The organism is Micromonospora trifolii (assembly GCF_050516465.1).
Taxonomy (GTDB): Bacteria; Actinomycetota; Actinomycetes; order Mycobacteriales; family Micromonosporaceae; genus Micromonospora; species Micromonospora trifolii.
Window position 1 is genome coordinate 3,332,090 of sequence record NZ_CP191526.1, and the last position, 25,167, is coordinate 3,357,256.

Annotated in this window: 27 protein-coding genes and 1 pseudogene; 9 read left to right on the forward strand and 19 right to left on the reverse strand. The window is 70.5% G+C overall.

What is annotated here, in order from left to right; all coding sequences use genetic code 11:
• Positions 1-53 precede the first annotated feature (53 nt).
• Positions 54-1,793 carry an RICIN domain-containing protein gene (locus ACQRWP_RS15175; protein ID WP_430502876.1) on the forward strand — a complete coding sequence of 580 codons (1,740 nt, stop codon included), beginning with the start codon at positions 54-56 and terminating at the stop codon, positions 1,791-1,793.
• 70 nt (positions 1,794-1,863) lie between these two features.
• On the opposite strand, the gene ACQRWP_RS15180 is transcribed toward ACQRWP_RS15175, so the two are convergent.
• The 9 genes from ACQRWP_RS15180 to ACQRWP_RS15220 all read right to left on the reverse strand — a co-directional run bounded on the left by ACQRWP_RS15180 (position 1,864) and on the right by ACQRWP_RS15220 (position 9,465).
• A complete protein-coding gene (locus ACQRWP_RS15180; protein ID WP_430502877.1) occupies positions 1,864-3,129 on the reverse strand; it encodes a prolyl oligopeptidase family serine peptidase in 1,266 nt (421 codons plus the stop codon).
• 120 nt (positions 3,130-3,249) lie between these two features.
• Positions 3,250-4,074, reverse strand: coding sequence for an IclR family transcriptional regulator (locus ACQRWP_RS15185; RefSeq protein WP_430502878.1), 825 nt, complete (start codon positions 4,072-4,074; stop codon positions 3,250-3,252).
• A complete protein-coding gene (gene pcaC, locus ACQRWP_RS15190) occupies positions 4,071-4,451 on the reverse strand; it encodes a 4-carboxymuconolactone decarboxylase (RefSeq protein ID WP_430502879.1) in 381 nt (126 codons plus the stop codon). Before pcaC ends, ACQRWP_RS15185 begins: the two co-directional genes overlap by 4 nt.
• Positions 4,448-5,227 carry a 3-oxoadipate enol-lactonase gene (gene pcaD / locus ACQRWP_RS15195; RefSeq protein WP_430502880.1) on the reverse strand — a complete coding sequence of 260 codons (780 nt, stop codon included), beginning with the start codon at positions 5,225-5,227 and terminating at the stop codon, positions 4,448-4,450. Before pcaD ends, pcaC begins: the two co-directional genes overlap by 4 nt.
• Positions 5,224-6,564: a 3-carboxy-cis,cis-muconate cycloisomerase gene (gene pcaB, locus ACQRWP_RS15200; RefSeq protein WP_430502881.1), complete on the reverse strand. Its 1,341-nt coding sequence runs from the start codon at positions 6,562-6,564 to the stop codon at positions 5,224-5,226. The genes pcaD and pcaB overlap by 4 nt, the downstream gene beginning before the upstream one ends.
• The gene (gene pcaG, locus ACQRWP_RS15205; RefSeq protein ID WP_430502882.1) at positions 6,539-7,111 is read right to left on the reverse strand and encodes a protocatechuate 3,4-dioxygenase subunit alpha; all 573 of its coding nucleotides are present in this window, start codon (positions 7,109-7,111) and stop codon (positions 6,539-6,541) included. Before pcaG ends, pcaB begins: the two co-directional genes overlap by 26 nt.
• Complete coding sequence (gene pcaH, locus ACQRWP_RS15210) at positions 7,104-7,853, reverse strand: protocatechuate 3,4-dioxygenase subunit beta (protein WP_430502883.1); 750 nt, start codon at positions 7,851-7,853, stop codon at positions 7,104-7,106. Before pcaH ends, pcaG begins: the two co-directional genes overlap by 8 nt.
• The gene (locus ACQRWP_RS15215; protein WP_430502884.1) at positions 7,850-8,650 is read right to left on the reverse strand and encodes a CoA-transferase subunit beta; all 801 of its coding nucleotides are present in this window, start codon (positions 8,648-8,650) and stop codon (positions 7,850-7,852) included. Before ACQRWP_RS15215 ends, pcaH begins: the two co-directional genes overlap by 4 nt.
• Entirely contained in the window at positions 8,647-9,465 is an 819-nt protein-coding gene (locus ACQRWP_RS15220) for a CoA transferase subunit A (RefSeq protein WP_430502885.1), read from the reverse strand. Before ACQRWP_RS15220 ends, ACQRWP_RS15215 begins: the two co-directional genes overlap by 4 nt.
• 286 nt (positions 9,466-9,751) lie before the next feature.
• Here ACQRWP_RS15220 and ACQRWP_RS15225 point away from each other — a divergent pair, with 286 nt between their 5' ends.
• Positions 9,752-11,212 (forward strand): benzaldehyde dehydrogenase, encoded by a 1,461-nt coding sequence (locus tag ACQRWP_RS15225; protein ID WP_430502886.1) that lies wholly within the window; start codon positions 9,752-9,754, stop codon positions 11,210-11,212.
• Between the two features lie 17 nt (positions 11,213-11,229).
• Positions 11,230-12,411: a 4-hydroxybenzoate 3-monooxygenase gene (pobA, locus tag ACQRWP_RS15230; RefSeq protein WP_430502887.1), complete on the forward strand. Its 1,182-nt coding sequence runs from the start codon at positions 11,230-11,232 to the stop codon at positions 12,409-12,411.
• A gap of 18 nt (positions 12,412-12,429) precedes the next feature.
• Here the strand turns inward: pobA and ACQRWP_RS15235 are convergent, their stop codons facing one another.
• On the reverse strand, positions 12,430-12,633 hold the full coding sequence (locus ACQRWP_RS15235) for a hypothetical protein (RefSeq protein WP_430502888.1): 204 nt from the start codon (positions 12,631-12,633) through the stop codon (positions 12,430-12,432).
• Between ACQRWP_RS15235 and ACQRWP_RS15240 the strand changes: the two genes are divergently transcribed.
• The 5 genes from ACQRWP_RS15240 to ACQRWP_RS15260 all read left to right on the forward strand — a co-directional run bounded on the left by ACQRWP_RS15240 (position 12,620) and on the right by ACQRWP_RS15260 (position 17,019).
• Positions 12,620-13,594, forward strand: coding sequence for an ABC transporter substrate-binding protein (locus ACQRWP_RS15240; RefSeq protein WP_430502889.1), 975 nt, complete (start codon positions 12,620-12,622; stop codon positions 13,592-13,594). The genes ACQRWP_RS15235 and ACQRWP_RS15240 overlap by 14 nt on opposite strands.
• Before the next feature lie 71 nt (positions 13,595-13,665).
• Positions 13,666-14,466 (forward strand): ABC transporter permease, encoded by an 801-nt coding sequence (locus ACQRWP_RS15245; RefSeq protein ID WP_430502890.1) that lies wholly within the window; start codon positions 13,666-13,668, stop codon positions 14,464-14,466.
• On the forward strand, positions 14,463-15,287 hold the full coding sequence (locus ACQRWP_RS15250) for an ABC transporter permease (protein ID WP_430502891.1): 825 nt from the start codon (positions 14,463-14,465) through the stop codon (positions 15,285-15,287). The genes ACQRWP_RS15245 and ACQRWP_RS15250 overlap by 4 nt, the downstream gene beginning before the upstream one ends.
• The gene (locus ACQRWP_RS15255) at positions 15,280-16,092 is read left to right on the forward strand and encodes an ABC transporter ATP-binding protein (RefSeq protein ID WP_430502892.1); all 813 of its coding nucleotides are present in this window, start codon (positions 15,280-15,282) and stop codon (positions 16,090-16,092) included. Before ACQRWP_RS15250 ends, ACQRWP_RS15255 begins: the two co-directional genes overlap by 8 nt.
• Positions 16,093-16,131: 39 nt before the next feature.
• A complete protein-coding gene (locus ACQRWP_RS15260) occupies positions 16,132-17,019 on the forward strand; it encodes a PaaX family transcriptional regulator (RefSeq protein WP_430502893.1) in 888 nt (295 codons plus the stop codon).
• Here the strand turns inward: ACQRWP_RS15260 and ACQRWP_RS15265 are convergent.
• From ACQRWP_RS15265 to ACQRWP_RS15305, 9 genes are all read right to left on the reverse strand, one after another.
• On the reverse strand, positions 16,943-18,469 hold the full coding sequence (locus ACQRWP_RS15265) for an acyl-CoA synthetase (RefSeq protein WP_430502894.1): 1,527 nt from the start codon (positions 18,467-18,469) through the stop codon (positions 16,943-16,945). The genes ACQRWP_RS15260 and ACQRWP_RS15265 overlap by 77 nt on opposite strands.
• 59 nt (positions 18,470-18,528) lie before the next feature.
• Positions 18,529-18,981: a MaoC family dehydratase gene (locus ACQRWP_RS15270; protein WP_430502895.1), complete on the reverse strand. Its 453-nt coding sequence runs from the start codon at positions 18,979-18,981 to the stop codon at positions 18,529-18,531.
• Positions 18,982-18,998: 17 nt separating this feature from the next.
• Positions 18,999-19,880, reverse strand: coding sequence for an amidohydrolase family protein (locus ACQRWP_RS15275; protein WP_430502896.1), 882 nt, complete (start codon positions 19,878-19,880; stop codon positions 18,999-19,001).
• A 52-nt stretch (positions 19,881-19,932) separates the two neighbouring features.
• Complete coding sequence (locus ACQRWP_RS15280; RefSeq protein WP_430502897.1) at positions 19,933-20,859, reverse strand: SDR family oxidoreductase; 927 nt, start codon at positions 20,857-20,859, stop codon at positions 19,933-19,935.
• A gap of 112 nt (positions 20,860-20,971) precedes the next feature.
• The gene (locus ACQRWP_RS15285) at positions 20,972-21,721 is read right to left on the reverse strand and encodes an IclR family transcriptional regulator (protein ID WP_430502898.1); all 750 of its coding nucleotides are present in this window, start codon (positions 21,719-21,721) and stop codon (positions 20,972-20,974) included.
• Between the two features lie 30 nt (positions 21,722-21,751).
• On the reverse strand, positions 21,752-22,705 hold the full coding sequence (locus ACQRWP_RS15290; RefSeq protein ID WP_430502899.1) for a PDR/VanB family oxidoreductase: 954 nt from the start codon (positions 22,703-22,705) through the stop codon (positions 21,752-21,754).
• Positions 22,702-22,920, reverse strand: a complete 219-nt coding sequence (locus ACQRWP_RS15295) for a hypothetical protein (protein ID WP_430502900.1) — start codon at positions 22,918-22,920, stop codon at positions 22,702-22,704. Before ACQRWP_RS15295 ends, ACQRWP_RS15290 begins: the two co-directional genes overlap by 4 nt.
• Positions 22,917-23,960, reverse strand: a complete 1,044-nt coding sequence (locus tag ACQRWP_RS15300) for a Rieske 2Fe-2S domain-containing protein (protein WP_430502901.1) — start codon at positions 23,958-23,960, stop codon at positions 22,917-22,919. The genes ACQRWP_RS15295 and ACQRWP_RS15300 overlap by 4 nt, the downstream gene beginning before the upstream one ends.
• 153 nt (positions 23,961-24,113) lie before the next feature.
• Complete coding sequence (locus ACQRWP_RS15305; protein ID WP_430502902.1) at positions 24,114-24,446, reverse strand: TraR/DksA family transcriptional regulator; 333 nt, start codon at positions 24,444-24,446, stop codon at positions 24,114-24,116.
• A gap of 550 nt (positions 24,447-24,996) precedes the next feature.
• Here ACQRWP_RS15305 and ACQRWP_RS15310 point away from each other — a divergent pair.
• Positions 24,997-25,167: pseudogene (locus ACQRWP_RS15310) on the forward strand (IS1380 family transposase); the annotation flags it as partial.

Below are 25,167 nucleotides of genomic sequence, written 5' to 3' on the forward strand. Positions count from 1 at the left end.
CGGGCCGACGGGACCGAGAGGGCGCGTACCACCACCACCCAGGAGGACAAGACATGACGCACGATCAGAATGAGCAGGTGACCGGCGAACGGAAACTGCTGACCCGGCGAACCGTCCTGACGACGATGGGGGCCGTACCGGTCGCAGCGGTCGCGACGGTCGTGGGGGCCACCGAAGCCGTTGCCGCACCGGCGAGCATCAACCCGTCCGCGACGCGGCAGACGATCCGAGGCTTCGGCGCCATGGCCCACGCGGCTTGGATCGGCGACCTGACAGCTGCCCAGCGGGACACGGCGTTCGGCACCGGCGAGGGCCGGTTGGGATTCTCCCTGCTGAGGATCCCCGTCAACGAGAACCAGGCGGACTGGAGCCGCGATCTGGCGACGGCACAGCGCGCGGTCGCGCTCGGAGCCAGCGTCTTCGCGTCGCCGTGGAACCCGCCAGCCAGCATGATCGAGACCTTCACCCGCGGCAATCAGACCAACGCGAGGCGGCTCCGATACAGCTCGTACGGCGCCTACGCCACGCACCTGAACGACTTCACCGCCCACATGCGCAACAACGGGGTGAACCTGTACGGCATATCGGTACAGAACGAGCCGGACTACGCGGCCGAGTGGACGTGGTGGACGTCCTCGGAGATGCTCCGGTTCCTACGGGAGAACGCCGGCTCGATCAGCACCAGGGTCATCGCGCCGGAGTCCTTCCAGTACGTGAAGTCCGTGTCGGACCCGATCCTCAACGACTCGGCGGCGCTCGCCAACGTGGACATCATCGGTGCCCACCTCTACGGCACGTCGTACGCGAACTTCCCCTACCCCCTCTTCAAGCAGAAGGGCGCGGGCAAGGAACTTTGGATGACCGAGGTCTATTACCCCAACAGCAACACCAATTCGGGTGACGCCTGGCCCGAGGCGCTCGACGTGGGGGAACACGTCCACCGCGCCATGGTGGACGCCGAGTTCCAGGCGTACGTCTGGTGGTATCTCCGGCGGAGCTACGGTCCCATGCGGGAGGACGGCCAGATCAGCAAGCGCGGTGCCATGATGGCGCACTTCGCCAGGTTCGTCCGCCCCGGATACGTACGGATCGACGCGACGGCGAATCCCGCGTCGAACGTCTACGTCTCGGCGTACCGGGGTGGCGACACCGTCGTCATCGTCGCCATCAACAAGAACACCTCGTCGGTGAGCCAGCAGTTCACCCTGTCCAACGCCACCGCGTCCGGCAGTGTCTCGAACTGGCTGACCGACGGGAGCAGGACTGTCGCGCCCCAGGGCGCGCTCAGCATGTCGAACGGCTCGCTCACCGTCACGCTTCCCGCCCGAAGCGTGATGACCTTCGTGACCAGCGTGAGCGCCACCAGCCCCGGGGATACCTACAAGCTGGTCAACGTCGACACCGGCCTGGTTCTCGGCGTACAGAACATGTCCACCGCCGATGGCGGTCTGGCCGTGGTGTGGGGTGACAGCGGCACCGCCGACCACAACTGGGTCAGGGTCACCGACGGCAACGCGTTCCGGTTCCGCAACGTCTACAGCGGCAAGGTGCTCGGCGTCGAGAACATGTCGACCGCCGACAACGCCCGCGTCCTGCAGTGGAGCGACAACGGCACCGCGGACCATCGCTGGACGCTGGTGGCCAACAGTGACGGGTCCTACCGGATTCGTAACGTCAACAGCGGCAAGGTGCTCGCCATCCTCAACGGATCCAGCACCTGGGGCACCCAGGCCGTCCAGTACGCCGACAACGGCAGCACCAGGAACAACTGGCGCCTGACCCAGGTCAGCTGAACGTCCACGGCTCCGGGTCGACCGCGCACGGCCGACCCGGAGCCGAACTCCTGCCTCGCCGGCCAGCAGATCACCGACGGCGGCGGGCCATCCACTGCCAGATGTGGGTGCCGTTGAGGCTCGGATCGTTGCGAGCCACGTAGATCCAGGACCAGTGGCCGGGGAACTGGTAGCCGTTCCAGACGACGTGGTCGTACAGGCTGATCAGTGATCCCGGGATGAGGTCGTGGGCGTGGATCGTGTTGGTCTCGGGTGGCACGGTGTCGTCGTCGCGCGAGGCGACCAGCCAGGTCGGGGTCCGAATCTTGGCCAACTCCGCGTCGGTGATCAGTGGCGGGCCCTCCCCGCTGAGCGGCTCGACGACGCCGCAGATCGGCACCGACGCGGCGAACAGGTCGGGATAGGTCGAGGTCATCTCCAGGGACATGTAGCCGCCGTTGCTGCAACCGACCACGTAGATCCGGTCCGGGTCGACCCGCTTGCGGCGTACCAGGTCCTGAATGATCTCGCGGATCAGCGGGGCGAACCGGGGGCCGTCCTCCATCCAGTAGGAGGTGCTCTGCGGAGCGACGACGTACGCGCCGGAGAAGATCCGCTGAGCCTGCGGGGTGGCGAAGCCGAGCGCTCCCCGGTTGGCCCGCAGCGTGGTCTCGTTGTCGTAGTAGTCGTCCGGCAGCGAGGCGCCCTCGCCGCCGCCGTGCAGCCAGACGATCAGCGGTCGCCGGCCGTGCCGGGGCGAGTGGTCGGGCGAGTACAGCCGGTACTTCATACCCGAGCCCGAGACGTGGTAGCTGAAGGCGTCCACCTCGGGGTTCGACAGCCCTGCCTGCACGAAGCGGCTGATGGTGACCGGCGAGCCGTGCCGCCGGACGATCGGGGTGTTCTGGGTGATGGTGTAGACGAGGTCCAGCCGGACGTTGCGGCCCCTGCTCAGGATGTAGCCGAGGGTGCCACCGCCGGGTTGACCCTCGGCGTGGCTCAACTCCAGCACGATGTTCCCGTGCCGGTCGAGTCGGGCCGCGGTCACCGTGCGGTCCAGGTCGTACTCGCTGAAAATCTGATCGCCGGGAGCGATCGGGATCGGGCTGGTGGCCCTGGCGTGCACGGTGAACGTGCCGGGAGTCAGCCCGGCCGGGTCGATCGGGCCGAGCCGGCGGGTGTCGAGGGTGACCGAGGTGACCTGCTCACCGCCGTCGAGCGTTCTCGCGTCGAGGGTGAAGCTCACGCTGGTGGGATCATGCCCACCGGCATGGGCGGCGAGGCCGGGCAGGGCCAGGCCGATGGCGGCACCGGCCCCACCGGCCAGGACGGTGCGGCGAGTGACAGACGTGGACATGCGGCCCCCGTACCTTGCGACGTAGAAGCTCATCGATGGCATCTCAACGTAACGCCGCGGAGATCCGCTGGCAACCGGCGCCTGGGCCCGGCGCAGGCCGGGCAGCACTTCCGAAACGCCCTAAGCCCGAGCGGCAGGTGGCTCGGCACCGACCGTCGGGCTCAGGCCGCCCCGGATGTCCTCCTCGATCCGCTTCGCGGCGGACAGCAGCGGCGGGAGCAGCTCCCGACGGATCATCTCGAAGGACCCCCGGGTGGCGTGCGCGGAGACGTTCACCGCCGCGATCACCGATCCGTTCTCGCCGTGGATGGGCGCGGCCACGGAGCGCAGCCCCTCCTCCAACTCCTGGTCCACGATGGCGTACCCCTGGGCGGCGATCTTCCTCAGGACGGCGCGCAGCTTGGCCGGGTCGGTGACGGTGCGTCGGGTCAGCGGCCGCAGCTGCGCCGTGGCCAGGTAGTCGTCCAGCCAATCCGCCGGTTGCGCCGCGAGCAGCACCCGGCCCATGGAGGTGGCGTACGCGGGGAACCGGGTGCCGACGCTGATCCCCACCGTCATGATCCGCTTGGTGGGCACGCGGGCGACGTACACCACCTCGTCGCCGTCGAGCACCGACACCGAGCAGGACTCGTGCACCCGCGCGACGAGCGCCTCCATGTGTCGCTGCGCGACCTCGGGCAGGCTCAGGCTGGACAGGTAGGCGTAGCCGAGTTCGAGAATCCGTGCGCGCAGCGAGAACAGCCGGCCGTCGGTGTGCACGTAGCCCAGCTCGACCAGGGTGAGCAGGAACCGGCGCGCCGCGGCCCGGGTCAGCCCCGTCCGTCTGGCCACGTCACTGAGCGTGAGCTGCGGATGTTCGCCGTCGAACGCCCGGATCACCGCGAGGCCACGCTCCAGCGACTGAACGAACTCCGGCGACCTCGTCGCCTCCTCGCTCACGCTCACCCGGCCTCCTGCCGCAGGGTCTCCCGGGCCACCTTGAACGCCCGGTTCGCCGCCGGTACACCAGCGTAGACGCCGACCTGGAGCAGGACCTCCGCCACCTCCTCCGGGCTGAGCCCGTTGCGCAGCGCGGCTCGGACATGCATCGCCAACTCCTCGTCGTGGTGCAGGGTGGCGAGCACGGCGAGGGTGATGCAACTACGGGTACGCCGGTCGAGGCCCGGCCTGCTCCACACCTCGCCCCAGGCGTAGCGGGTGATGAAGTCCTGGAAGTCGGCGGTGAACTCGTCCGTGCCGGCGACCGCGCGGTCGACGTGCGCGTCACCCAGCACCTGTCGACGTACCGTCATGCCCGCCTCGTGCCGCTCGCGGTCGTTCATTCGTCACCACGTCCCTCGTGGAAGTGTTCCAACAGGAGTCGGCACACCTGCCCGGGTTGCTCGACGTTGGCCAGGTGCGCCGCCGCGTCGACCACGGCCAGCCGGGCCCGTGGGATGCGCCCGACGATCTCGCGGGCGTGCTCCACCGGGGTGGCCGGGTCGTCGGCTCCCGCGATGACCAGCGTCGGCGCGGCGATCCGGCCGAGGTCGGGTCGGAGGTCCATCGTGGCTATCGCCTCGCAGCAGGCGGCGTATCCGGCCGGCGAAATCGCGGTCAGCATGGCGCGGTGAGTGGCGACCACCGCCGGCCGGGCCGCGGCGAAGGCCGGCGTGAACCAGCGGGCCACCACCGCGTCGGCGATCGCCGGCATTCCCTCGGTGAGTACCGTCGCGGCTCGTTGCCGCCACTGCTCCGGTGGGCCGAGCGACGCCGACGTGCAGAGCAGCGCCAGCCGCCGCACCCGGTCGGGCGCGTACGTGGCGAGCCACATGCCCACCATGCCCCCGAGGGACAGCCCCGCGTAGTGGGCCCACGGCACGTCGAGGTCGTCCAGCGTCCGCAGCAGCTCCCGGCCCAGCAGGTCCAGCGTGTACGGCCCGGACGGCACCGCCGAGCGGCCGTGGCCCAGGTGGTCGTACCGAATGACCCGGAACCGTTGGGCGAGCGCCGGGACCTGGGGTTCCCACATGGCGGCGGCGGTGCCGAGGGAGCTGCCGAGCAGCAGCACCGGCGCGGCGGCCGGGCCGTCGACGGTGAGATGCAACCGCGAGGTCATCCGCCCACTCCCCGAGCGGCGCCCAGGGCACTGTCGACGAACCGGCCGGCCGAGCCGAGCCAGCGGTACGGGTCGAGCGCCTCGGCTATCTCCGTGTCGGACAGGTAGGCGCGTACCTCGGGGTCGGCGAGCAGCGCGGCGCGGAACGAGGGTCCGGCGGCGGCGCGGGTCACGAGGTCGTGTGCGACGCCGCGACCGACAGCGGGCGCCAGTCGCGCGGCGACGGCCTCGGCGAGCAGGAGGCCGCCGGTCGCATCGAGGTTCTCCCGCATCCGCTCCGGACGGACGTGCAGCTCGTGCAGCATCCGGGCGCACCGGGCGGCGGCGCCACCGGCCACGTGCAGCAGGTCGAGCAGGGGCTCCCACTCGGCGTGCCAGGCGCCCGTGGCCCGCTCGTGCTCCTGCACGCCCGTGGCGAACAGGGTGGCGACGAGGCCCGGACCGCGTCGCGCCGCGGCGGTGACGAGGACCGAGTCCACCGGGTTGCGCTTGTGCGGCATGGCCGACGAGCCGCCTCGTCCGGCGCCGCCCTCGGCGACCTCACCTATCTCGTTCTGGGCGAGCAGCCCGACGTCGAGCGCGGCCTTGCCGGTGGCCACGAGGAGCCCACCGAGGGCGGCGGCCAGATCGAGCCAGGGCTGACGGCGGGTGTGCCAGGGTAACGGGCTCGGCGGGAGGCCCACGTGTGCCGCGAACCGCTCGGCGACCTCGACGCCGGCCGGGCCGAACGCGGCCAGGGTGCCGACCGCGCCACCGAGTTGCGCTGGCTGTGCGGCGCGGGCCTGACGCAGTCGGTCCCGGGCCCCGACCAGACCGGTCAACCAGCCGGCGGCCTTGAGCCCGAACGTGGTGGGTGCCGCCTGCTGCCCGAGGGTCCGGGCGACCATCACGGTGTCCCGGTGGGCGTCGGCCAGTTGGGCGGCGGCGTCCACGGCGGTGTCGACGTGACGCAGCAGCGGCCCGAGCGCCCGCACGGCCACCAGGACCATCGCGGTGTCCAGGACATCCTGGCTGGTCGCTCCGAAGTGCACCCAGGCTCGGGCGTGGTCCGGCACGGCGGCGGTCAGCTCGCCCACCAGCGGGACGACCGGGTTGCCGGTGGCGTCGGCCGCCCGGCCGAGCGCCCCCGGGTCGTACCGCTCGGCGCGGCACTGCTCGACGATTGCCTCGGCCGCCGCTGGGGGCAGGATGCCGGCGTCCGCCGCGGCCCGGGCAAGCGCGGCCTCCACGTCGAGCATCGCCTGAAGCAGGGACGGGTCGCTGAGTTCCGCGTCGACGTCCGGAGCGCCGGAGAGGCCGCCGAGCAGGCCGTCAGACGGCGAAGAAGACGGTCTCATGGTCTCCCTGCAGGTGGATGTCGAACCGGAACCCGTCCGAGGCGGGACTCGCCAGCAGGGTTCCACGGCGGTCGGGGTCGACGCTGCGCAGCACGGGGTCCGCGGCGTTCGCCGCCGGCTCGTCGGGGAAGTAGAGCCGCGTGACGAGGCGGTGCAGCAGCCCACGCCCGAAGACCGACAGGGTCAGGTGGGGGGCTTCGGTGCCGCCGTCCGGCTCGGGCAGCGAACCCGGCTTGACGGTCAACAGCCGGTAGCACCCCTGCCCGTCGGTCTCGCTCCGCCCGAATCCGCGAAAACCCGCGAGCGCGGGCGGCCGGGCCCCCCGAGGGTCGTCCGGATGGTCGAACCGGCCGTCCGGGTCGGCCTGCCAGCTCTCCACCATCGCGTCGACCACCGGTGTCCCGGTTCCGTCGACGATCCGACCCCTGATCCAGAACGCGCCCGGCGTGCCCTCGGGTACGACGTACGGGCCGTCGGGCCAGCGCAGGCCGATGTGCAGGTACGGCCCGACGGTCTGCGCGGGCACGACGCCCAACCGCTCACTCATCGTCGTCCTCGTCCTCGAAGGGGGTGCTCTCCCGGCCGCGCAGCACGATGTCGAACTCGTAGGCCAGTGCCCACTCCGGTGCGGTGGTGGCGTGGTCGTACCGGGCGATCATCCTTTCCCGGGCCTTCGGGTCGCGGACCGAGTTGAAGATCGGGTCCTGGAAGAAGAGTGGGTCGCCCGGGAAGTACATCTGCGTTACCAGCCGCTGGGTGAACGCGCGGCCGAAGAGGGAGAAGTGGATGTGCGCCGGCCGCCAGGCGTTGTCGTGGTTCCGCCAGGGGTAGGCGCCGGGCTGCACGGTGATGAACCGGTACCGCCCCTGGTCGTCGGTGAGCGCCCGGCCCACCCCTTCGAAGTGGGGGTCGAGCGGCGCCGGCCAGGTGTCCCGTGCGTCGCGGTACCGGCCGGCGGCGTTGGCCTGCCAGATCTCGACCAGCGTGCGGGGTACCGGTCGGCCGTCACCGTCGCGGACCCGCCCGTGCACGATGATCCGCTGTCCCTGCGGCTCACCGTCGTGCTGGCGGGTCAGGTCGTGGTCGAGCGCGCCGAGCCGCCCCTCCCCCAGCAACGGCCCGGTGACCTCGGTCAGCCGCTGCGGCAGGTGGATCAGTGGGCGTTTCGGCGCCCGTGCCACTGTCGACTTGTAGCCGGGGCTCAGCAGGGGTGGGTGGGCGTCGACGTCGTCGCGCCGGTAACGAGGTAACACCAGCCGGCTGTTGGCCTGGCTGTCCTGAGTGGTCAAGGTCGTCTCCTGTCGGACTTCGTCGCCTCCAGCGCCCGCAGCACCGCGAGTTCCCGTGCCGTCGGTGGCTCACCCGTGGTCAGCCCCTCCGCGACGGCGAGGTCCCAGCCGGTGGCCGCCCGTGCCTGCTCCCGCGTCACGCCGGGGTGCAGGCGGGTCAGCGTGAGCTCGCAGGTGACCGGGTCGGGTTCGAGGACGCCGAGATCGGTGATCACGACTCGGGGGCCTCCGCCGCGCAGGCCGAGCCGCTCCCGGTCGCCCGGGCCCGACCCATAGCCGACCGAGGTGACGAAGTCGACCCGTTCGGTGAACGTCCGGAGGTCCTGCCGGACGATCACGACGACCTCACCGCAGGAGGCGGCGATCTCCGGGGCGCCGCCGGCGCCGGGCAGCCGGACCGTCGGGGTGTCGTAGTCGCCGCCGACGACAGTGGTGTTGATGTTGCCGTACCGGTCGAGCTGCGCGGCGCCGAGGAAGCCCACGTCGATCCGGCCGGGCTGGAGCCAGTAGTTGAACACCTCGGGCACCGACACCACCGCGTCAGCCGTGTCGGCGAGGACTCCGTCTCCGATGGAGAGCGGAAGCCGGTCCGGCTTCGCGCCGAGGCACCCGGATTCGTAGATGAGGACCAGGTTCGGGGCGTGGGTCGCCCGGGCGAGATTCGCCGCGGTGCTGGGCAACCCGATCCCCACGAAGCAGGCGGTGTCGTCGCGCAGTTGCCGCGCGGCGGCGACGGTCATCATCTCGTCAGCGGTCCAGTCCGCCATCGGTTCCGCTCGCTCGCTGCGCTGACTCATGCCGCCGCCCCGGCCGTGTGCACGTGCTCGTCCAGCCATGCGCGAAAGGTGTCGCGGTGCCGGCTGACGGCGTCCCAGTCGCGGTAGAAGTCGTTGTCCCGCACCGAGTAGCCGTGGGCGTAGGAGGGGTGCGCGCCTCCGGGAACCTCGGCCACCGCCGTGACCGCCCAGCCGGGCAGGACCACCTGCCCGGGTACGGGTTCCAACTCGTCCACGATCTCCTCGACGGTGACCAGTGACCGGTGGGCGGCGAGCACGGCCTCCTTCTGCACCCCGGTGATGCCCCACATCTGCACGTTGCTGTTGCGGTCGGCGCGCTGGGCGTGCACCACAGTCACGTCGGGACGCAGGGCGGGGACGGCGGTGAGCGTCTCGCCGGTGAAGGGGCAGGTGATGGGCCGGATGTTCGTGGTGTGCCCGGGCAGGTCGGTGCCGGTGTAGCCGCGCAGGACGGCGAACGGCAGCCCGGACGCCCCGGCGACGTACCGGTTCGCCATGCCCGCGTGACTGTGCTCCTCCAGTTCGAGCGGACGCGGCCAGGCGTGCTGCACGGCGTCCCGGAAGCGGTGCAGCGAACCGACGCCCGGGTTGCCGCCCCAGGAGAAGACCAGGCGACGGGCGCAACCGGCGCCGATGAGCTGGTCGTAGATGACGTCGGGGGTCATCCGCACGAGGGTCAGGTCCTGCCGTCCCTGGCGAATGATCTCGTGACCGGCGGCGAACGGAATGAGGTGCGTGAACCCTTCCAGGGCCACCACGTCACCGTCGCGGACCAGGTGCGCCACGCCGTCGGCAAGCGAGACGAGCTTCGCCATGGGCCTCCCCGACTCCTGCGAGAACCGTGCTGCCGCCAGCCGTTCGCTATGCGGACTGCCGTACTCATCTCGAACGTACGACGGAGGATGACATCCGTCAACGCCCGGCGAGCGGCGTCCACAGTGCACGGCGGTCACGTCGGACGATGCGTTGACGCGAGCCGGGCCACGTGCCAACGTTCATGGAGAGAACGGCCGTTCGGTCAGCGAACACCTCCGGGCCTTTCGCGAGCGCAAGCCGGCCCGGTCACCCTGGGACCACCCCCACGCTCCGAGGAGGACCGCCATGACACTGCTGGACGCCACGACCTGGCAGGGCACCCTGCACAGCGACGGCTGGGTGAAACCGGCCGGCGGCACAGCGCCCGTGCGATCCCCCGCCACCGGGGAGGAGATCGGTCAGGTCGGCGTGGCGAACGCCGAGGACGTGACGCGTGCCTGCGCCCACGCTGCCACCGCCCAGCGCGCCTGGGCCGCCACCGGCTACGCCGAGCGGGCCGCGGTGCTGCGCCGGGCCGGGCAACTGTTCGAGCGGCACGCCGCCGAGATCGGCGACTGGATCGTGCGGGAGTCCGGATCCATCCCACCCAAGGCCGGCGTCGAGACCGACACCGCGGCGCAGGAGTGCTACGAGGCGGCGGCGCTGGCCTCGCACCCGCTGGGCGAGATCATCCCGAGCGCGCAACCGCGGCTCAGCCTGGCTCGCCGGTTGCCCGTCGGCGTCGTCGGGGTCATCGCGCCGTTCAACTTCCCGCTCATCCTGGCCACCCGATCCGTGGCCCCGGCCCTGGCGCTGGGCAACGCCGTGGTGCTCAAGCCCGATCCACGCACGGCGGTCTGCGGTGGTGTCTCGATCGCCCGGGTCTTCGAGGAGGCCGGCCTGCCCGAAGGGTTGCTGCACGTCCTTCCCGGCGGGGTCGAGGTCGGGGAGGCGCTGGTGGCCGACCCGAACGTACGGGTGATCAGCTTCACCGGCTCGACCGCCGCCGGCCGCAAGGTCGGTGAGGCGGCGGCACGCCACCTCAAACGTGCGCACCTCGAACTCGGTGGCAACTCGGCGCTGATCGTGCTCGACGACGCCGACCTGGACCTCGCGGTCTCCGCCGGCGCGTGGGGGTCGTTCCTGCACCAGGGCCAGATCTGCATGACCACCGGCCGGCACCTGGTGCACGAGAGTCTGTCCGAGCGCTACGTCGAGCGGCTGGCGGAGAAGGCGAACCACCTGCCGGTCGGCGACCCGGCGAAGGAGCAGGTGGCACTCGGGCCGATCATCGACGAACGCCAGCGTGACAAGATCCACGCACTGGTCACCGCGAGCGTCGACGCGGGTGCCCGGCTGGCCGCCGGGGGCATGTACGAGGGGCTGTTCTACCGGCCGACGGTGCTCACCGACGTCACCCCCGCGACCCCGGCGTACGCCCAGGAGGTCTTCGGCCCGGTCGCGCCGGTGATCAGCTTCGCCGACCAGGACGAGGCCGTGGAGTTGGCCCGGCAGACCGAGTACGGCCTGTCGCTGGGCATCCTGAGCGGCGACGTGATGAGGGCGATGGCCCTCGCCGACCGGATCCCCAGCGGGATCGTGCACATCAACGATCAGACGGTGAGCGACGAGGCTGTGGCGCCGTTCGGTGGGGTGGGAGCGTCCGGCACCGGCTCCCGGTTCGGTGGGCCCGCGGCGAACGTCGAGGCGTTCACCGAAACCCAGTGGCTCACCGTGCAGGGCGCCATCACGCGCTACCCGTTCTGACACCGGGAGGAGAGGGCATGCCGGGAATGCGTACCCAGGTCGGCATCGTCGGCGCCGGGCCCGCGGGGCTCATGCTGTCGCACCTGCTGCACCTGCGCGGAATCGAGTCGGTGGTGCTGGAGAGCCGTAGCCGCGACTACGTCGAGCACCGGCTCCGCGCCGGCGTCCTCGAACAGGGCTCGGTCGACCTGCTCTGCCGCAGCGGCGTCGGCGAGCGGCTGCAACGGGAGGGGCTGCGCCACGAGGGCATCGAGCTGCGCTTCGCCGGGGAGTCGCACCGGGTGCCGATGGCAGACCTGACCGGGCGGGCGATCACCGTCTACGGGCAGCAGGAGGTGGTCAAGGACCTGATCGCCGCCCGACTCGCGGCCGGCGGCTCGATCCTCTTCGAGGCCGACGCGGTGCGCCTGGACGGTCTGGACTCGGACTCGCCGGTCGTCCACTTTCGACGCGACGGACGCGACGAGGAGCTGCGCTGCGATTTCGTGGCTGGCTGCGACGGGTTCCACGGGGTGAGCCGCGGCGCGGTGCCCGAGGGGGTGTTGACCACCTACGAGCGGGCGTACCCCTTTGCCTGGTTGGGCGTCCTCGCCGCAGCACCGCCGGCGGTGGACGAACTCATCTACGCCAACCACGAACGGGGCTTCGCCCTCTACAGCATGCGCTCCCCCGAGATCTCCCGGCTGTATCTACAGGTCGCGCCGGACGAGGACATCGCCGCGTGGCCGGACGAGCGGATCTGGACGGAGCTGCGGGCACGGTTGGAGACGGTGCCGGGATGGTCGCTCAACGAGGGACCGATCCTGGAGAAGTCCATCACCCCGATGCGCAGTTTCGTGGTCGAGCCGATGCAGTGGGAGCGGCTGTTCCTGGCCGGGGACGCCGTGCACATCGTCCCGCCCACCGGCGCGAAGGGCATGAACCTCGCCCTCGCCGACGTCGCACTGCTGGGGGATGCCTTCGCCGCCTGGTACGACGGGGGCCGCACCGATCTGCTGGAGGCCTACTCGGCCACGGCGCTGCGCCGGGTCTGGCGGGCCCAGCACTTCTCCTGGTGGATGACCTCCATGCTGCACCGGCTCGAGCGCGACGACCCGTACGAGACGAAGCTCCAGACCGCCACGCTGAGGTACGTCGCCACCTCCGAGGCGTACGCCACGAGCCTGTCCGAGAACTACGTGGGCCTGCCCGAGGTTTGAGAGCGATCGTGCGCGACGTCACCGCAGCAGAGCGTTGTTCAACTTATTCCTGACGGGCGTCAGAAATTCTTGACTTTCAATGCCGGGGTGACTGACCATGGCCACCACAGCGGCGTGCGCCCCCACGCAGCGGTAGGTCACCTGCAAATCCGAGGCATCCGCCGACTTCCGACGCACCCACCACCCCCGCCCAGGAAGGGCCTCGTCCATGAAGAAGGTCATGGCACTCGGGCTGATCGCCGCTACCGCGATCGCCCTCACCGGATGTACCGACTCCGACGCGTCCAACCCGTCCGAACAGACCTCGGGCGACCTGCGCAAGGTCCGGGTCGCGGCGCTGCCCATCACCGAGACCGCCGCGCTGTGGGGCGGCGTCAAGGCGGGCATCTTCGCCGAGCGCGGGCTCCAGGTCGAGGTGCTGCCCGCCCAGGGCGGCGCGCAGGCCATTCCCGCGCTCCTGAACGGCGACATCGACTTCGCCATCGGCCAACCCTTCGGCCCGTTCCGGGCCGACCTGCGGGATCTCGGCGTCGTCATCATCGGCAACTACGCCTCCTCGTACGCCGACGGCGACGACATCAACGCCGTGGTGGCCTCGGCGAAGTCCGGCATCAAGCGGCCCGCCGACCTCGCGGGCAAGCGGGTCTCGGTCAACAGCCTGGGCGCCGCCGGCGACGTGACGATCATGGCGGCGGTCGAGAAGGACGGTGGTGACCCGTCGACGATCAAATTCGTCGAGGTCGCCTTCCCGGACGCCCCGGCCCAACTCGAATCCGGCAACATCGACGCCGCCTGGGTGCCGGAGCCCTTTGTCACCCAACTGAAGACCCGCGGCGACACCTTCATCGTCGCGCCCTACCAGGCGGTGGTGCCCGGCCTGACCACGCTCACGACCATCACCACGAAGGAACGCACGGAGAAGGACGCCAAGCTGGTCGAGGACTTCACGGCGGCGATGAAGAAGACGTTGGAGTGGGCCAAGGACCCCGCCAACGAGGCGGCGCTCCGGCAGGCCATCAAGGACAACCTGGAGCTGCCCGCGCCGGTGGCCGAGTCGGTGCGGCTGCCGGCCTTCGGTTGGGAGGTCGACCGGTCGAGCCTCCAGACGCTCGCCGAGCTCGCGCAGAAGTACAAGGTGCTCGACAAGCAACCCAACTTCGACCGTCTCATCCAGCAGCAGTAGCCGGCGCGATCCCGCCCTCCCTGTCCCCCGGACCGGGAGGGCCTCGCCGCCCGCCTGACGACGGGAGTGACATGCGCGTGTTTCCCACCCGACGCCTGCGCGCGTTACGAAAAGCGATGCTGGGCGTCGTCGGCCTGACCGGGTTCCTCGTCGTCTGGCAACTGATCCCGACACTGGGCCTGATCAACCCGCTGTATCTGCCGTACGTGACGGACGTGCTGGCGCGGCTGTTCGAGCAGCTCGTCGACCTCGCGTTCTGGCGGCGGCTGGGCAGCACCATGACGTCCTGGGCGATCGGCCTGACGGTGGCGACGGTCGCCGCCGTCGTCCTCGGCACGGTCGTCGGGTTGGTGCCCTTCCTGCGGCGCGCGACCCACACGATGGTCGAGTTCCTACGACCGATCCCATCGGTCGCCCTCATCCCGCTCGCCGTGCTGATGTTCGGCATCCAGCGGCAGGCCGCCCTCGTCATCATCATCTACGCGTCGTTCTGGCAGGTGTTCGTGCAGGTGATCTACGGCGTCGCCGACGTCGACGCGGTGGCTCGCGACACCGCCCGCAGTTTCGGTCTGACCCGGCGGGAGCAGCTGTCGCACCTCGTCCTGCCGACCACCCTGCCGTACCTCATGACGGGCCTGCGGCTCGCGGCGGCGGTCGCGCTCATCCTCGCCATCACCGCGGAGATGGTGATCGGCAACCCCGGCCTCGGGCGCATGATCGAACTGTCCCGGTCCGCCGGAGACGCCGCCGGCCTCTACGCGCTGGTCGTGGTCACCGGCCTGCTCGGGCTCATGGTGAACATCGTCTTCCGGTTCATCGAGCGTCGGGTGCTGTCCTGGCACCAGTCCATCCGAGGAGAGGAGCCGCTGTGACCGCGTACACCGGGCGGATCGCCACCACGGCACGCAGCCGGACGGTCGGATCCCGGATCGCTGCGAGCCTCCTCTACCCGCTGGGGCTGCCGACGCTGCTGCTGGTGATCTGGGGTCTGGTGGCGACGAGAGCGACGAACCGTTTCTTCCCCGGCCCGTTGACGATCGCCGAAGCCTTCCGGGAGACCTGGGTCGGTCCGGCGTTCGTCGAGGACGTGCTGCCGAGCCTCGCCCGCCTCGGCCTCGGTGTCGCCGCGTCGATCGTGCTCGGCATCGCCGCCGGCACCATCATCGGCCTGACCCACTGGTTGCGGGAACTCCTCGAACCGCTGCTGGAGTTCCTCCGGGCCATCCCGCCACCGGTGCTGATTCCGGTGATGATGCTCCTGCTCGGGATCACGGACACCATGAAGGTGGTCGTGATCGTCTCCGGCGCGGTCTGGCCGATCCTGTTGAACACGATCGAGGGCGTCCGGGGGACGGACAGCGTCATGAAGGAGACCGCGGAGTCGTTCCAGGTCTCCTGGTGGGAGCGGCTCTGGTTCCTCGTACTCCCGGCCGCCAGTCCACGGATCATGGCCGGTGTTCGTCAGGCCCTCTCGGTCGCGCTGATCCTGATGGTCATCTCCGAGATGTTCGCCTCCTCCTCGGGCCTCGGCTACCGGATCGCCTACTTTCAACGCAACTACCTGATCGCCGAGATGTGGAGCGGCATCCTCCTCCTCGGTCTCGTCGGCGTCTTCCTCGCCGTAGCTTTCGGTCTCGTCGAACGGCGCGTTCTGCGCTGGTACCACGGAATCAGGGAGGTCAACCGTGCCTGATCAGAGCACCCTGCTGCGGGTGGAGCACCTGCGGAAGGTCTACGAGTCCGCGACGGGCAACGTCGAGGCGATCGGGGACATCAGCTTCACGATGGACGCCGGCGAGCTCGTCTGCATCGTCGGCCCGTCCGGTTGCGGCAAGACCACCCTGCTGAAGTGCCTCGCCGGCCTGCTGCGGCCCACCAGCGGCGTGGCCGAGATGGACGGCTCTCCGGTGACCGGGCCCAGCCCGGCCATGGCTGTCGTGTTCCAGGAGTACGGTCGCAGCCTCTACCCCTGGCTGACGGTGCGCGGAAACGTCGAGCTTCCACTGCGACACAAGAAGCTCACCCGCGCCGCCCGGAACACGCTGGTGGTCGACGCTCTTGAGGCGGTGGGCCTCGCGCACGCCGCGCGAAGCCACCCGTGGCAGCTGTCCGGGGGGATGCAACAGCGCGTGGCGATCGCGCGGGCGATCGCCTACCAGCCCGATGTCCTGATCATGGACGAGCCGTTCGCCGCCGTGGACGCGCAGACCCGGGCCGACCTGGAGGACCTGGTCCGCGAGCTGCACGCCAGCCGCACCATCTCGGTTCTCTTCGTCACCCACGACATCGACGAGTCGGTGTATCTCGGTCAGCGGGTTCTAGTATTGTCCACGTCGCCGACCTGGGTCCAGGAGGACCTCGCGATCGACCTGCCGCCGGAGCGCGATCAGATCACGACCCGCGCTCTGCCCCGTTTCACGGAACTGCGGACGCACGTCTACGACCAGATCCAGCGGGCCAAGCGCGGGCAGGCTGTGGCCCCGCGATCCGCGCGGTGATCGGCGGCCAGGCCAACGATTTCGCCGAAGGGAAGGGCTGTGGGTAGTCGTCAGCCGAAGCAGTTGTTGCTCGCCTTCTTCGGCGAGCACGTCGTCGACGGCGCCACGGGGCCGATCCGGGCGAGCGTCCTGATCAACGTGCTGGAGGGCGCCGACGTCGCCGCGCCGGCCACCCGCGCGACCCTCGACCGGCTCGTGCACAGCGGCATCCTCGCCCGCAGCAGGAGTGGCCGGGAGACGCTGTTCTCGCTGACCGAGCACGGGGTCGCGGTGTTGCGCGAGGCGACGTACCGCGTTCGCGGGCCACGGCCGTTCGACCCACAGGGCAACGGGTGGACCCTGGTCACCTTCTCGATCCCGGAGGGCCAGCGGATGCTGCGGCACCGGCTGCGCTCCACCCTCACCTGGGAGGGCTTCGCGCCGATCCGGGACGGGCTCTGGCTCGCGCCCGGCGAGGTCGACCTCGCCGGGTCGTTGGAGCCGCTGCGGCAGGACCTCGCGCCCAACACCGTGGTCGCCTTCCACGCCCGCGAACTCGCCGGGTTCCCGATCGGCGAGAGCGTACGCGCGGCGTGGGACATCGAGGCGATCCGGCGCGCGCACCTGGCCTTCATCGACGTGTGGGGCGACCCGACGGCGACGGCGATGGCGCCGAGCGCCCTCACCGTACGGACGATGCTCGTGGCGGACTGGCTCGCGCTGCTGCGCGCCGACCCGAGGCTGCCGGCCGAGTTCATGGACGCCGAATGGCCCGCCACGAGATCGGTGGAGACCTACCGTCGGACGCACGAGAAGCTCGCCGAGGCGTCCGCCGCGGAGTTCGCCGAACTCGTCGCGGCCCGGCCCGCGACTAGGCGCCGAATCGGCTCCTCAGATCGGCCTTCCGCACCTTCCCCGACGCAGTCCGCGGCAGCTCGTCCACGATGACCACGTTCTTCGGAAGCTTGTAGCGCGCGATCCTGCCATCCAGGCACGCCCGGACGGTGGCGGTGTCCACTGACGCCCCCTCCCGTACGGTCACGATCGCCCACGGCACCTCCCCCCAACGCTCGTCCGGCACCCCGATGACCGCCGCCGAGGTCACCCCGTCGACCTCGGTGAGCAGCTGCTCGAGTTCGAGCGGGTAGATGTTCTCGCCCCCCGATATGATCATGTCCTTGAGTCGGCCGGAGATGTAGAGGTAACCGTCGGCGTCCAGGTGGCCGAGGTCGCCGGAGCGGAACCACCCGTCGGCCGTGAACGCCTCGGCGGTCGCCTCCGGAAGGCCGTGATAGCCGGGGAAGACGTTGGGCCCGGCCACCTCGATCTCACCGACAGCGCCGGTGGGCACCACGGCACCGGCCGCATCGGTGATCCGTACATCCGTGAAGAAGTGCGGCAGACCGACACTGCCCTGCTTGACACGGGTCATCGTCGGCGGCAGCGCGGTCACGCCGGGAGCGGCCTCGGTCATGCCGTAACCCTGCGAGAACGACAGGCCCCGCGCCTCGTACGCGTTGAGGATGCGGGCCGGCACCGCCGAACCTCCGCAGGTGAGCTTCGTCAGCGTGGACAGGTCGGTCGACGCCCAGGCGGGATGGTCGGCCATCAGCTGGTAGGTGGTCGGCACGCCGCTGAGCATGGTGACCCCGTGCCGCTCGATCTGCGCGAGCGCGCGGCCCGGCTCGAAGCCCTTCTCGATGACCATCGTGGCGCCCTTGAGGATGACGGGCAGGGCGCCCATCCCGAGCGAGGCGACGTGGAACAGCGGCGAGATCATGAGCGCGACGTCGGTGGAGACGACGTCGTAGTCGACCACACAGTTGAGCGCCACCCAGGTGAGGTTGCCGTGGGTCAGCACTGCGCCCTTGGCCCGGCCGGTCGTGCCCGAGGTGTAGACGATCGCCGCCGGATCCTCGTGGGCGGTGTCGACCTGGTCGGTGAACGGGGTGACGGCGGCCCGTGCCAGGTGGGCGAGTCCGGGCCGGTCCGCGGTGCCCGCACCGTTGACGATGACGTACGGGGTCCGGGCGGTCGGCGCGGCGGAGGCCACCGGCGCCGCGAAGTCCGGGTCGTGGATCAGCACCCGCGCGCCGCAGTCGGCGAGGACGTACGCGATCTCGGGTGCGGCGAGCCGGGTGTTGACCGGCACGAAGACGGCCCCGACCTGCGCCGCCCCGAACATCACCTGGAGGAGTTCGGGGCTGTTCTCGCCCAGGTAGGCGACGCAGTCACCCTTGCCGACGCCCCGCTCCCGCAGCACCGCCGAGATCCGGTCCGCGGCGTCGGCGAACTGTCCGTACGTCATGGGCGGCTGGTCGCCGTGGATGAACGCGACCTGGTCCGGGGATTTGAGCCGGCGCTTGGCCACCCAGGCGCCGATTCCGTGCTGCTGCATCATCATTCTCCCGGGGGTGGAGGTGGTGTGCTCGCCCGGCTCGACGGATGCCCCCGGGCTCAGGCGTAGAAGCGGTACAGCCCTCGCGCGACGACCGCCGGCTTGGTCCCGCCCTCGATCTCGACCGTCTGGTCGACAGCGATCTGGTAGCCGCCGCGCACCTCGACGACCTCGACGACGATGGCCCGCATGCGCACCCGCGCCCCGACCACGACCGGGGCGGGGAAGCGCACCTTGTCGAGGCCGTAGTTCACCTTCGTGGTCACGCCCTTGACTTCGAGCAGCTCGGTCCAGAACGGAACCGCCAGGGAGAGGGTGAGGAAGCCGTGCGCGATCGGGGCGCCGAACGGGCCGGTCCTCGCCCGTTCGGGGTCGACGTGGATCCACTGGTGGTCGTCCGTGGCGTCCGCGAACAGGTCCACCTGGTCCTGGGTGACCGTGCGGTACCCGGTGTGGCCGAGATCGGTGCCGGCGAGGTCGCCGAGTCGGTCGTAGGTGATGGTCGTCGTCATGGCGTTTCCTCTCGTCGTCACCGGGCGAGGCCCAGCAGTCGGGCCGCGTTGTCCTTCAGGATGCCCGGGAGCACGTCCGGCTTGAGGTCGGTCACCTGCACGTCGCGCAGCCACCGATCGGGAGTGAGCATCGGGTAGTCGGTGCCGAAGAGCACCCGTCGCTTCAGCACCGAGTTGGCGTAGCGCACCAACTCGGCCGGGAAGTACTTCGGGCTCCAGCCGGACAGATCGATCCAGGTGTTGTGCTTGTGCGTGGCCACCGACAACGCCTCGTCCTGCCAGGGCACCGACGGGTGGGCCATGATGATCTGGAGGTCGGGGAAGTCGGCCGCGATCGGGTCGAGCAGGATCGGATTCGACAGGCCGAGCCGCAGGCCGGAGCCGCCCGGCGTGCCCGCGCCGATGCCGGTCTGTCCGGTGTGGAAGAGCGCCGGGACGCCCGCCCGCTCCAGGAGGCCCCACAGCGGCGCGTACTCGTCGTGGCTGGGGTCGAAGCCCTGCACGGTGGGGTGGAACTTGAAGCCGCGTACGCCCTCCTCCTGGATCAGCCGGTCGGCGAGGTCGAGGGCCGCTTCCCCGGTGCGCGGGTCGACCGACCCGAACGGGATGAGCACGTCGGCGTGCTCGGCCGCCGCGCGGGCGATGTCGGTGCTCGACAGTGGCTGGTGCGTCAGTTGCGTACGCGCGTCCACGGTGAAGACGACGGCTGCCATGCGCCGCTCGCGGTAGTACTGCGCCACCGCGCCGACCGCGGGCCGTGGCCCGTCCGTCTTGAAGTACGCCGACGCCGCGGCCACGAGGGGCTCGGGCAGTGAGGTGTGACCGTGGTCGTCGACCTCGATGTGCACGTGCATGTCGATCGCCGTGACGTTGTCGAGGTCGATGGCGGGCTGGTACATGGGGCCAACCTTCGTCGGGCGGGTCCGTGCAGGGCGGGTCTGATCGGGCGGGTCAGGAGGTCGCGGGCTCGAACTCCTCGGGGAGTTTCGGGAAGCGTTCGCCGACGCTCTGCGCGGCGCCGGCGAACCTCGTCGGCCAGGCGTCCACCAGCGCGTCGTACGTCCACCCGCCCTCGCGGTGCGCGGTCAGCGCCGCCTCCGGGTGGGTCCAGATCTGGAGGCGGTCCCCGCCGACACCGATCACCTGCCCGGTCACCGAGGCCGCCGCGTCGGAGCCGAGGAACGCGACGAGCCCGGCCACGTCGTCCGCCGTGCCGAACCCCAGATCGTGTCGGAAGAACGCGGGCATCGGCTCGCCGTTCGCCTCGGCCCGCACCGCCGCGGCGAAGTAGGGGACGGTGGCGGTCATCGCGGTCGCGGCGACCGGAACGACGGTGTTGGCGGTGATGCCGGCCCGCTTGAGCTCAAGCGCCCAGGTACGGACCATGCCGACGATGCCCGCCTTGGCGGCCGCGTAGTTGGTCTGGCCGAAGGTGCCCCGCTGCCCGGTGGGTGACCCGACACAGATGATCCGCCCGCCCTCGCCGGCCTGCCGCATGTGCTGCACCGCCTCGCGCACTGTGGTGAACGTGCCGCGCAGGTGCACGTTGATGACGGTGTCGAAGTCGTCGTCGCTCATCTTCCACAGCACCGTGTCGCGCAGGACGCCGGCGTTGGTGACGAGGATGTCCAGCCGCCCGAGTTGCTCGACCGCCGTGCTGACGAGTTCCTTGGCGGTCTCGGTCGGGCCGACCGGTGCGACCACCGCGACGGCCCGGCCGCCGGATTCCTGGATCGCCGCCACGGCGTCGGCGGTGGCCTCGGCGTCGACGTCGTTGACCACGACCGAGGCGCCCCGCCGCGCCAATTCCTGGGCGTAGGCGAGGCCGAGGCCCCGCCCGGACCCGGTGACGATGGCAACCTTGCCGTCCAGTGACATGAGTGCCCCCTTTCGTCGATGCCGATCCGCGCACGAAGGTGGGGAGTAACCCGCGCACGGGCAACGTAATGCAGATTTTGATCGGGCGTCAACGATTTGCAGTCTGTCTACATCAGACGGCGCTCCGCAGCGCCCGGGAGACCGCCCGGCCGGCGGCCTGGACCAGCGGGGCCAACGCCACCGGGTCCGCCCGGTCGTGGGCGACCACCAGCGAGATCGCCGCCACCACACCCTCCGGTACGCGGATGGGTGCGGCCACCGAGAGGGCGTCCATCGTGACCTGGCGGTCGCTGACCGCGTAACCGACCCGGCGCACCTCCGCGAGGCAGCTACGCAATCGTCTCGGGTCGCTGATGGTCAATTCGGTGTATCGCTCCAGCGGCGCGGCCAGCACCTGCTCCTGAAGCTCGGCGGGCGCGTGGGCGAGCAGGACCAGCCCGACGCCGGTGGCGTGCAGCGCGAAGCGACCCCCCACCCGGGTGAGCACGGGCACCGCGTGGCGCCCGGCGATCCGTTCGATGAAGACGAGTTCGAGGTCCTGCCGGACGGCGAGCTGGACGTTCTCGTGGGTCACCTCGTACAGGTCCTCCATGACCGGCAGGGCCAGCTCCCGCAACCCCAGGCCCCTCGGGGCGAGCGAGCCCACCTCCCACAGCCGCAGACCGATCCGGTACCGCCCGTCGTCGCCGCGTTCCAGCGCCCCCCACGCGACCAGCTCCGCGGCCCGCCGGTACACGGTGGGCAGGGGAAGCCCGGTGCGACGGGCCAACTCGCTCAGGGTCAACGCCGGAGTGGCCGGGCTGAACGCATCGAGCAGCGCCAGCACCTTGCTCGTCACCGACCGTCCCGGTTCTGCGCGCACCCCGTCATCATCCCCGCCCGCGCCGGGCGCTCACAGCTCCAGCACGAGCCGGGGCGTGCGGGCCCGGGAGACACAGATCATCATGGTGTCCCCGGCGGCCCGCTCCTGCTTGGTGAGCAGGCTGTCGCGATGCTCCGGCACGCCGTCGAGCACCGGGGTCTCGCAGGTGCCGCAGGTGCCCTCCCGGCAGGACGAGAGGACCGGCACGCCGGCTTCCTCCACCGCTTGCAGGATCGGCGTGCCCGGCGGGACGGTAACCGTCCGCCCGGAGAGCGCGAGTTCGACCTCGATCGTCGTCTCCGGCGCCCCGGTGTCGCCCAGCGCGGTGAAGCGCTCGACGTGCAGGCAGCCGGCTGGCCAGCCGCGGCAGTGCTCCTCCACCGCGCTGATCAGTGCTTCCGGGCCGCAGCAGTAGACGAGTCCGGTGCCGGGCCGGTCCAGCAACCCGACCAGGTCGAGCAACCCGGTCTCGTCCTGCGGGTGCAGGCTCACCCGGTCGCCGTACCTCTCCCGCAGGGTGGTGGCGAAGGCCATGGTGGCACGGCTGCGGCCCCCGTACACCAGCCGCCAGTCGGCGCCTGCGGCCTCGGCGGCGGCGACCATCGGCGCGATGGGGGTGATACCGATGCCACCGGCGACGAAGAGGTAACGCCGCGCCGCGACCAACGGGAAGGTGTTACGCGGTCCGCTCACCCGCACGGTCGCGCCGACGGTGAGCCGCTCGTGCACCAGTCGGGAGCCGCCGCGTCCGTTGGGTTCGCGCTGCACCGCGATCCGCAGCACGGAACGGTCCGCCGGGTCGCCGCAGAGGGAGTACTGGCGGGCCAGCCCGGTGCCCAACTCCAGGTCGATGTGCGCGCCCGGCGTCCACTCGGGAATATCACCGCCATCCGCGCGACGCAGGCGGATCGCCACGACCTCGGCCGCCACCCTCTCCCGGCCGGCAACCACCAGCTCCGCACCGGTCAGACCATCCACTGTCACTCGTGCATCGCCAGCCGTCTCGGCCGCCCGGGCACCGGCACGGCCACGCCCTGGTGGCCCTGCGGGTGGGCGAGCAGCCACTCCCACAACTCCACCGGGTCCTCAGCGAGGCGCTCGGCCCCACAGTGGCAGGTCCCGCGCAGCGTGTCGGTGCCCGGCACCCAGTGGATCCGGTAGACCCGGTCCCCGCTGAGGGTGCCTGCTCGGGAACTCACCGCGCCGCTCCCACCGTCCCCGACCCGACCATCCGGGCCAGCAGCCGCCGGGCGGCCAGGCCGCCGGTGTCGATGTTGATGCTCAGCTCCTGATACCTGTCCGGCTCGGTCGCGATCACCTGCTCCAGGATGTTGAGCGCGGTCACGTCCTGCATGACCACTGTGTGGTTGCTGTGGTGGAGATACTCGCTGACCGACTCGTCGTCGATCGCGAAGTCGCGCGCCACGGTCCAGAAGTCATAGGTGGTGTGCTCGGTCGACGGGGTGATGGCGTACACGATCTCGGCGTGGAACGCTTCGCGGTCCTCGCCCTCGGCGGGCGGGTAGACACCCTGCGGCGCAATCCGGCTGTGCAGGAGGTAAAGGCAGGGCGGGTGGTACTCGATGTCCTGCCAGCGGGTGATCCGGCCCTGGATCCCGGTCGAGCGGGCGTAGAACGGTGGGCACTCGGCGTCGTCCATGTGCCGGCTGACGTAGACGATCCCGCGGTCCTCGTCCACCTCGGTGGTGATCGGGGTGTTCGCCACCTCCGGAGTGCCGATGTAACCGCCGTGCAGGTAGGTCTCGTGGGACAGGTCCAGCAGGTTGTCCACCAGCAGGCCGTACCGCGCGTTCAGTGGCGCCATGCCCCGCACCACCGCGTAGCGCGGGTCGGCGAGCCACGGCGCGCGGGGAATCGTGGTCGGGTCCGCCCGATCCAGGTCGCCGATCCAGACCCAGATGAAGGAGTCCTGTTCCACGACTGGGAACGAGACCACCCGCGCGGTGCGCGGGATGCGCTGTTGACCGGGTACGAAGACGCACGCGCCGGTCGGGTCGTAGGTGAAGCCGTGATAACCGCAGACGATCGTGTCGCCGTCGAGCCGGCTCTCCGACAGCGGGAAGCGCCGGTGCACGCACCGGTCGGCGAGCGCCACCGCCTTCCCGGCACCGGTGCGGTACAGCACCATCGGCTCACCGAGCACCGTGCGGGCGAGCAGGTTCCGTCCCACCTCACTGCCGTAGGCCGCCACATACCACTGGTTACGCGCGAACACCATGCGACCGGACCTCCATGCAGACGTACGTCGATGGAGCCGGATCGTCCCGTGCGGTGTCCCCTCCGGGGAACCAGAGCTTTCACTGAGTGAAAGGTCGGCCTCCCGCGCCTGCCGGTGTGGCTGCCGTGCCCACGGCACGGCAGCCACCGGGCGTCACCTGTTCTGCTTCTCCTGGCAGGGCACGCAGAAGCGAGCGTGCGGCAGGATTTCGAGTCGCTCGGCCGGGATGCTCTGGCCACACCTCTGGCAGGCACCGTAGGTGCCATCGCTGATCCGGTTCAGCGCACCGGTGATCTGCTCGATGTTCTGGCGGGTGGCCAGCAGCAGCGCCGCCTGGTTGTGGGCCTCGCCGGGGTCGCCGGTGTCCGCGTTGAGCTCGGTCAGTTCCCGCAGCCGAGCCGTCTGGGTGGCGAAGTCGTCCGCCAGGGACGCTCGCAGGTCAGCCAGCCAACTCTGGTCGAGAGTACGACGATTATCGACGCTCATGGTTTACCTTTCCAGGGGAATGGGTGGGAAAAACAAAAAGGGCCGAAGCTTGGATAGCTTCGCCCTGGCGGTCGTTCTGGGTATGCAACGATTCCGCAGGTGGGCCTCGGCCGGTTTGCATCGGGCTCGACATTGTGTGCGTGGGCACGGTGTGCGGCGCGCGGACCACCGGCACCCGCATGTCGGCCTTGGGGCGGGTCGCCGTCGGCACGCGCACAGCACCGCCCACCGCCACCTCGGTGGCGGCGGGCGAGCGGAGGGTCACCGGCGGCATGCCCCCACCATAGAGGGGTGTTTGCCCTAAAGCCAACGTCTCCGATGGGACCTCACTGCGACCACGAACTGCCGCTTTTCGCCGCAACAGGGCCGTTGCCCCAATCCGGTGGGTGCCCTTCGATATCGCAGCGAGGTCATTCTTTCAAGTCCTAGCCTTGGCCCTTCGTTAAGGGTTGCCCGCATTGTGGATCGAGAAAGACGAAGTGCCCTCTGATCTGGGAAGATCTGGCTTGTCTAAGGCCCAAATCACCCGCCACAGAAGGCACTTTCCTGATTGCAGGCTACCTCAGCGCGTCCGAAGATCGTTGTCAGCGGTGACGGGCGGGGCTTGGTTGGCCGTGCCGGCATGCGGCTCCTCGCGGATGTCGCCGATGCCACCGGGTTGACCAGCGCGTTCAGCGACGCCCTTGCTGTATTGAGGCAGCGGCGGTCCGGGCATGACCCA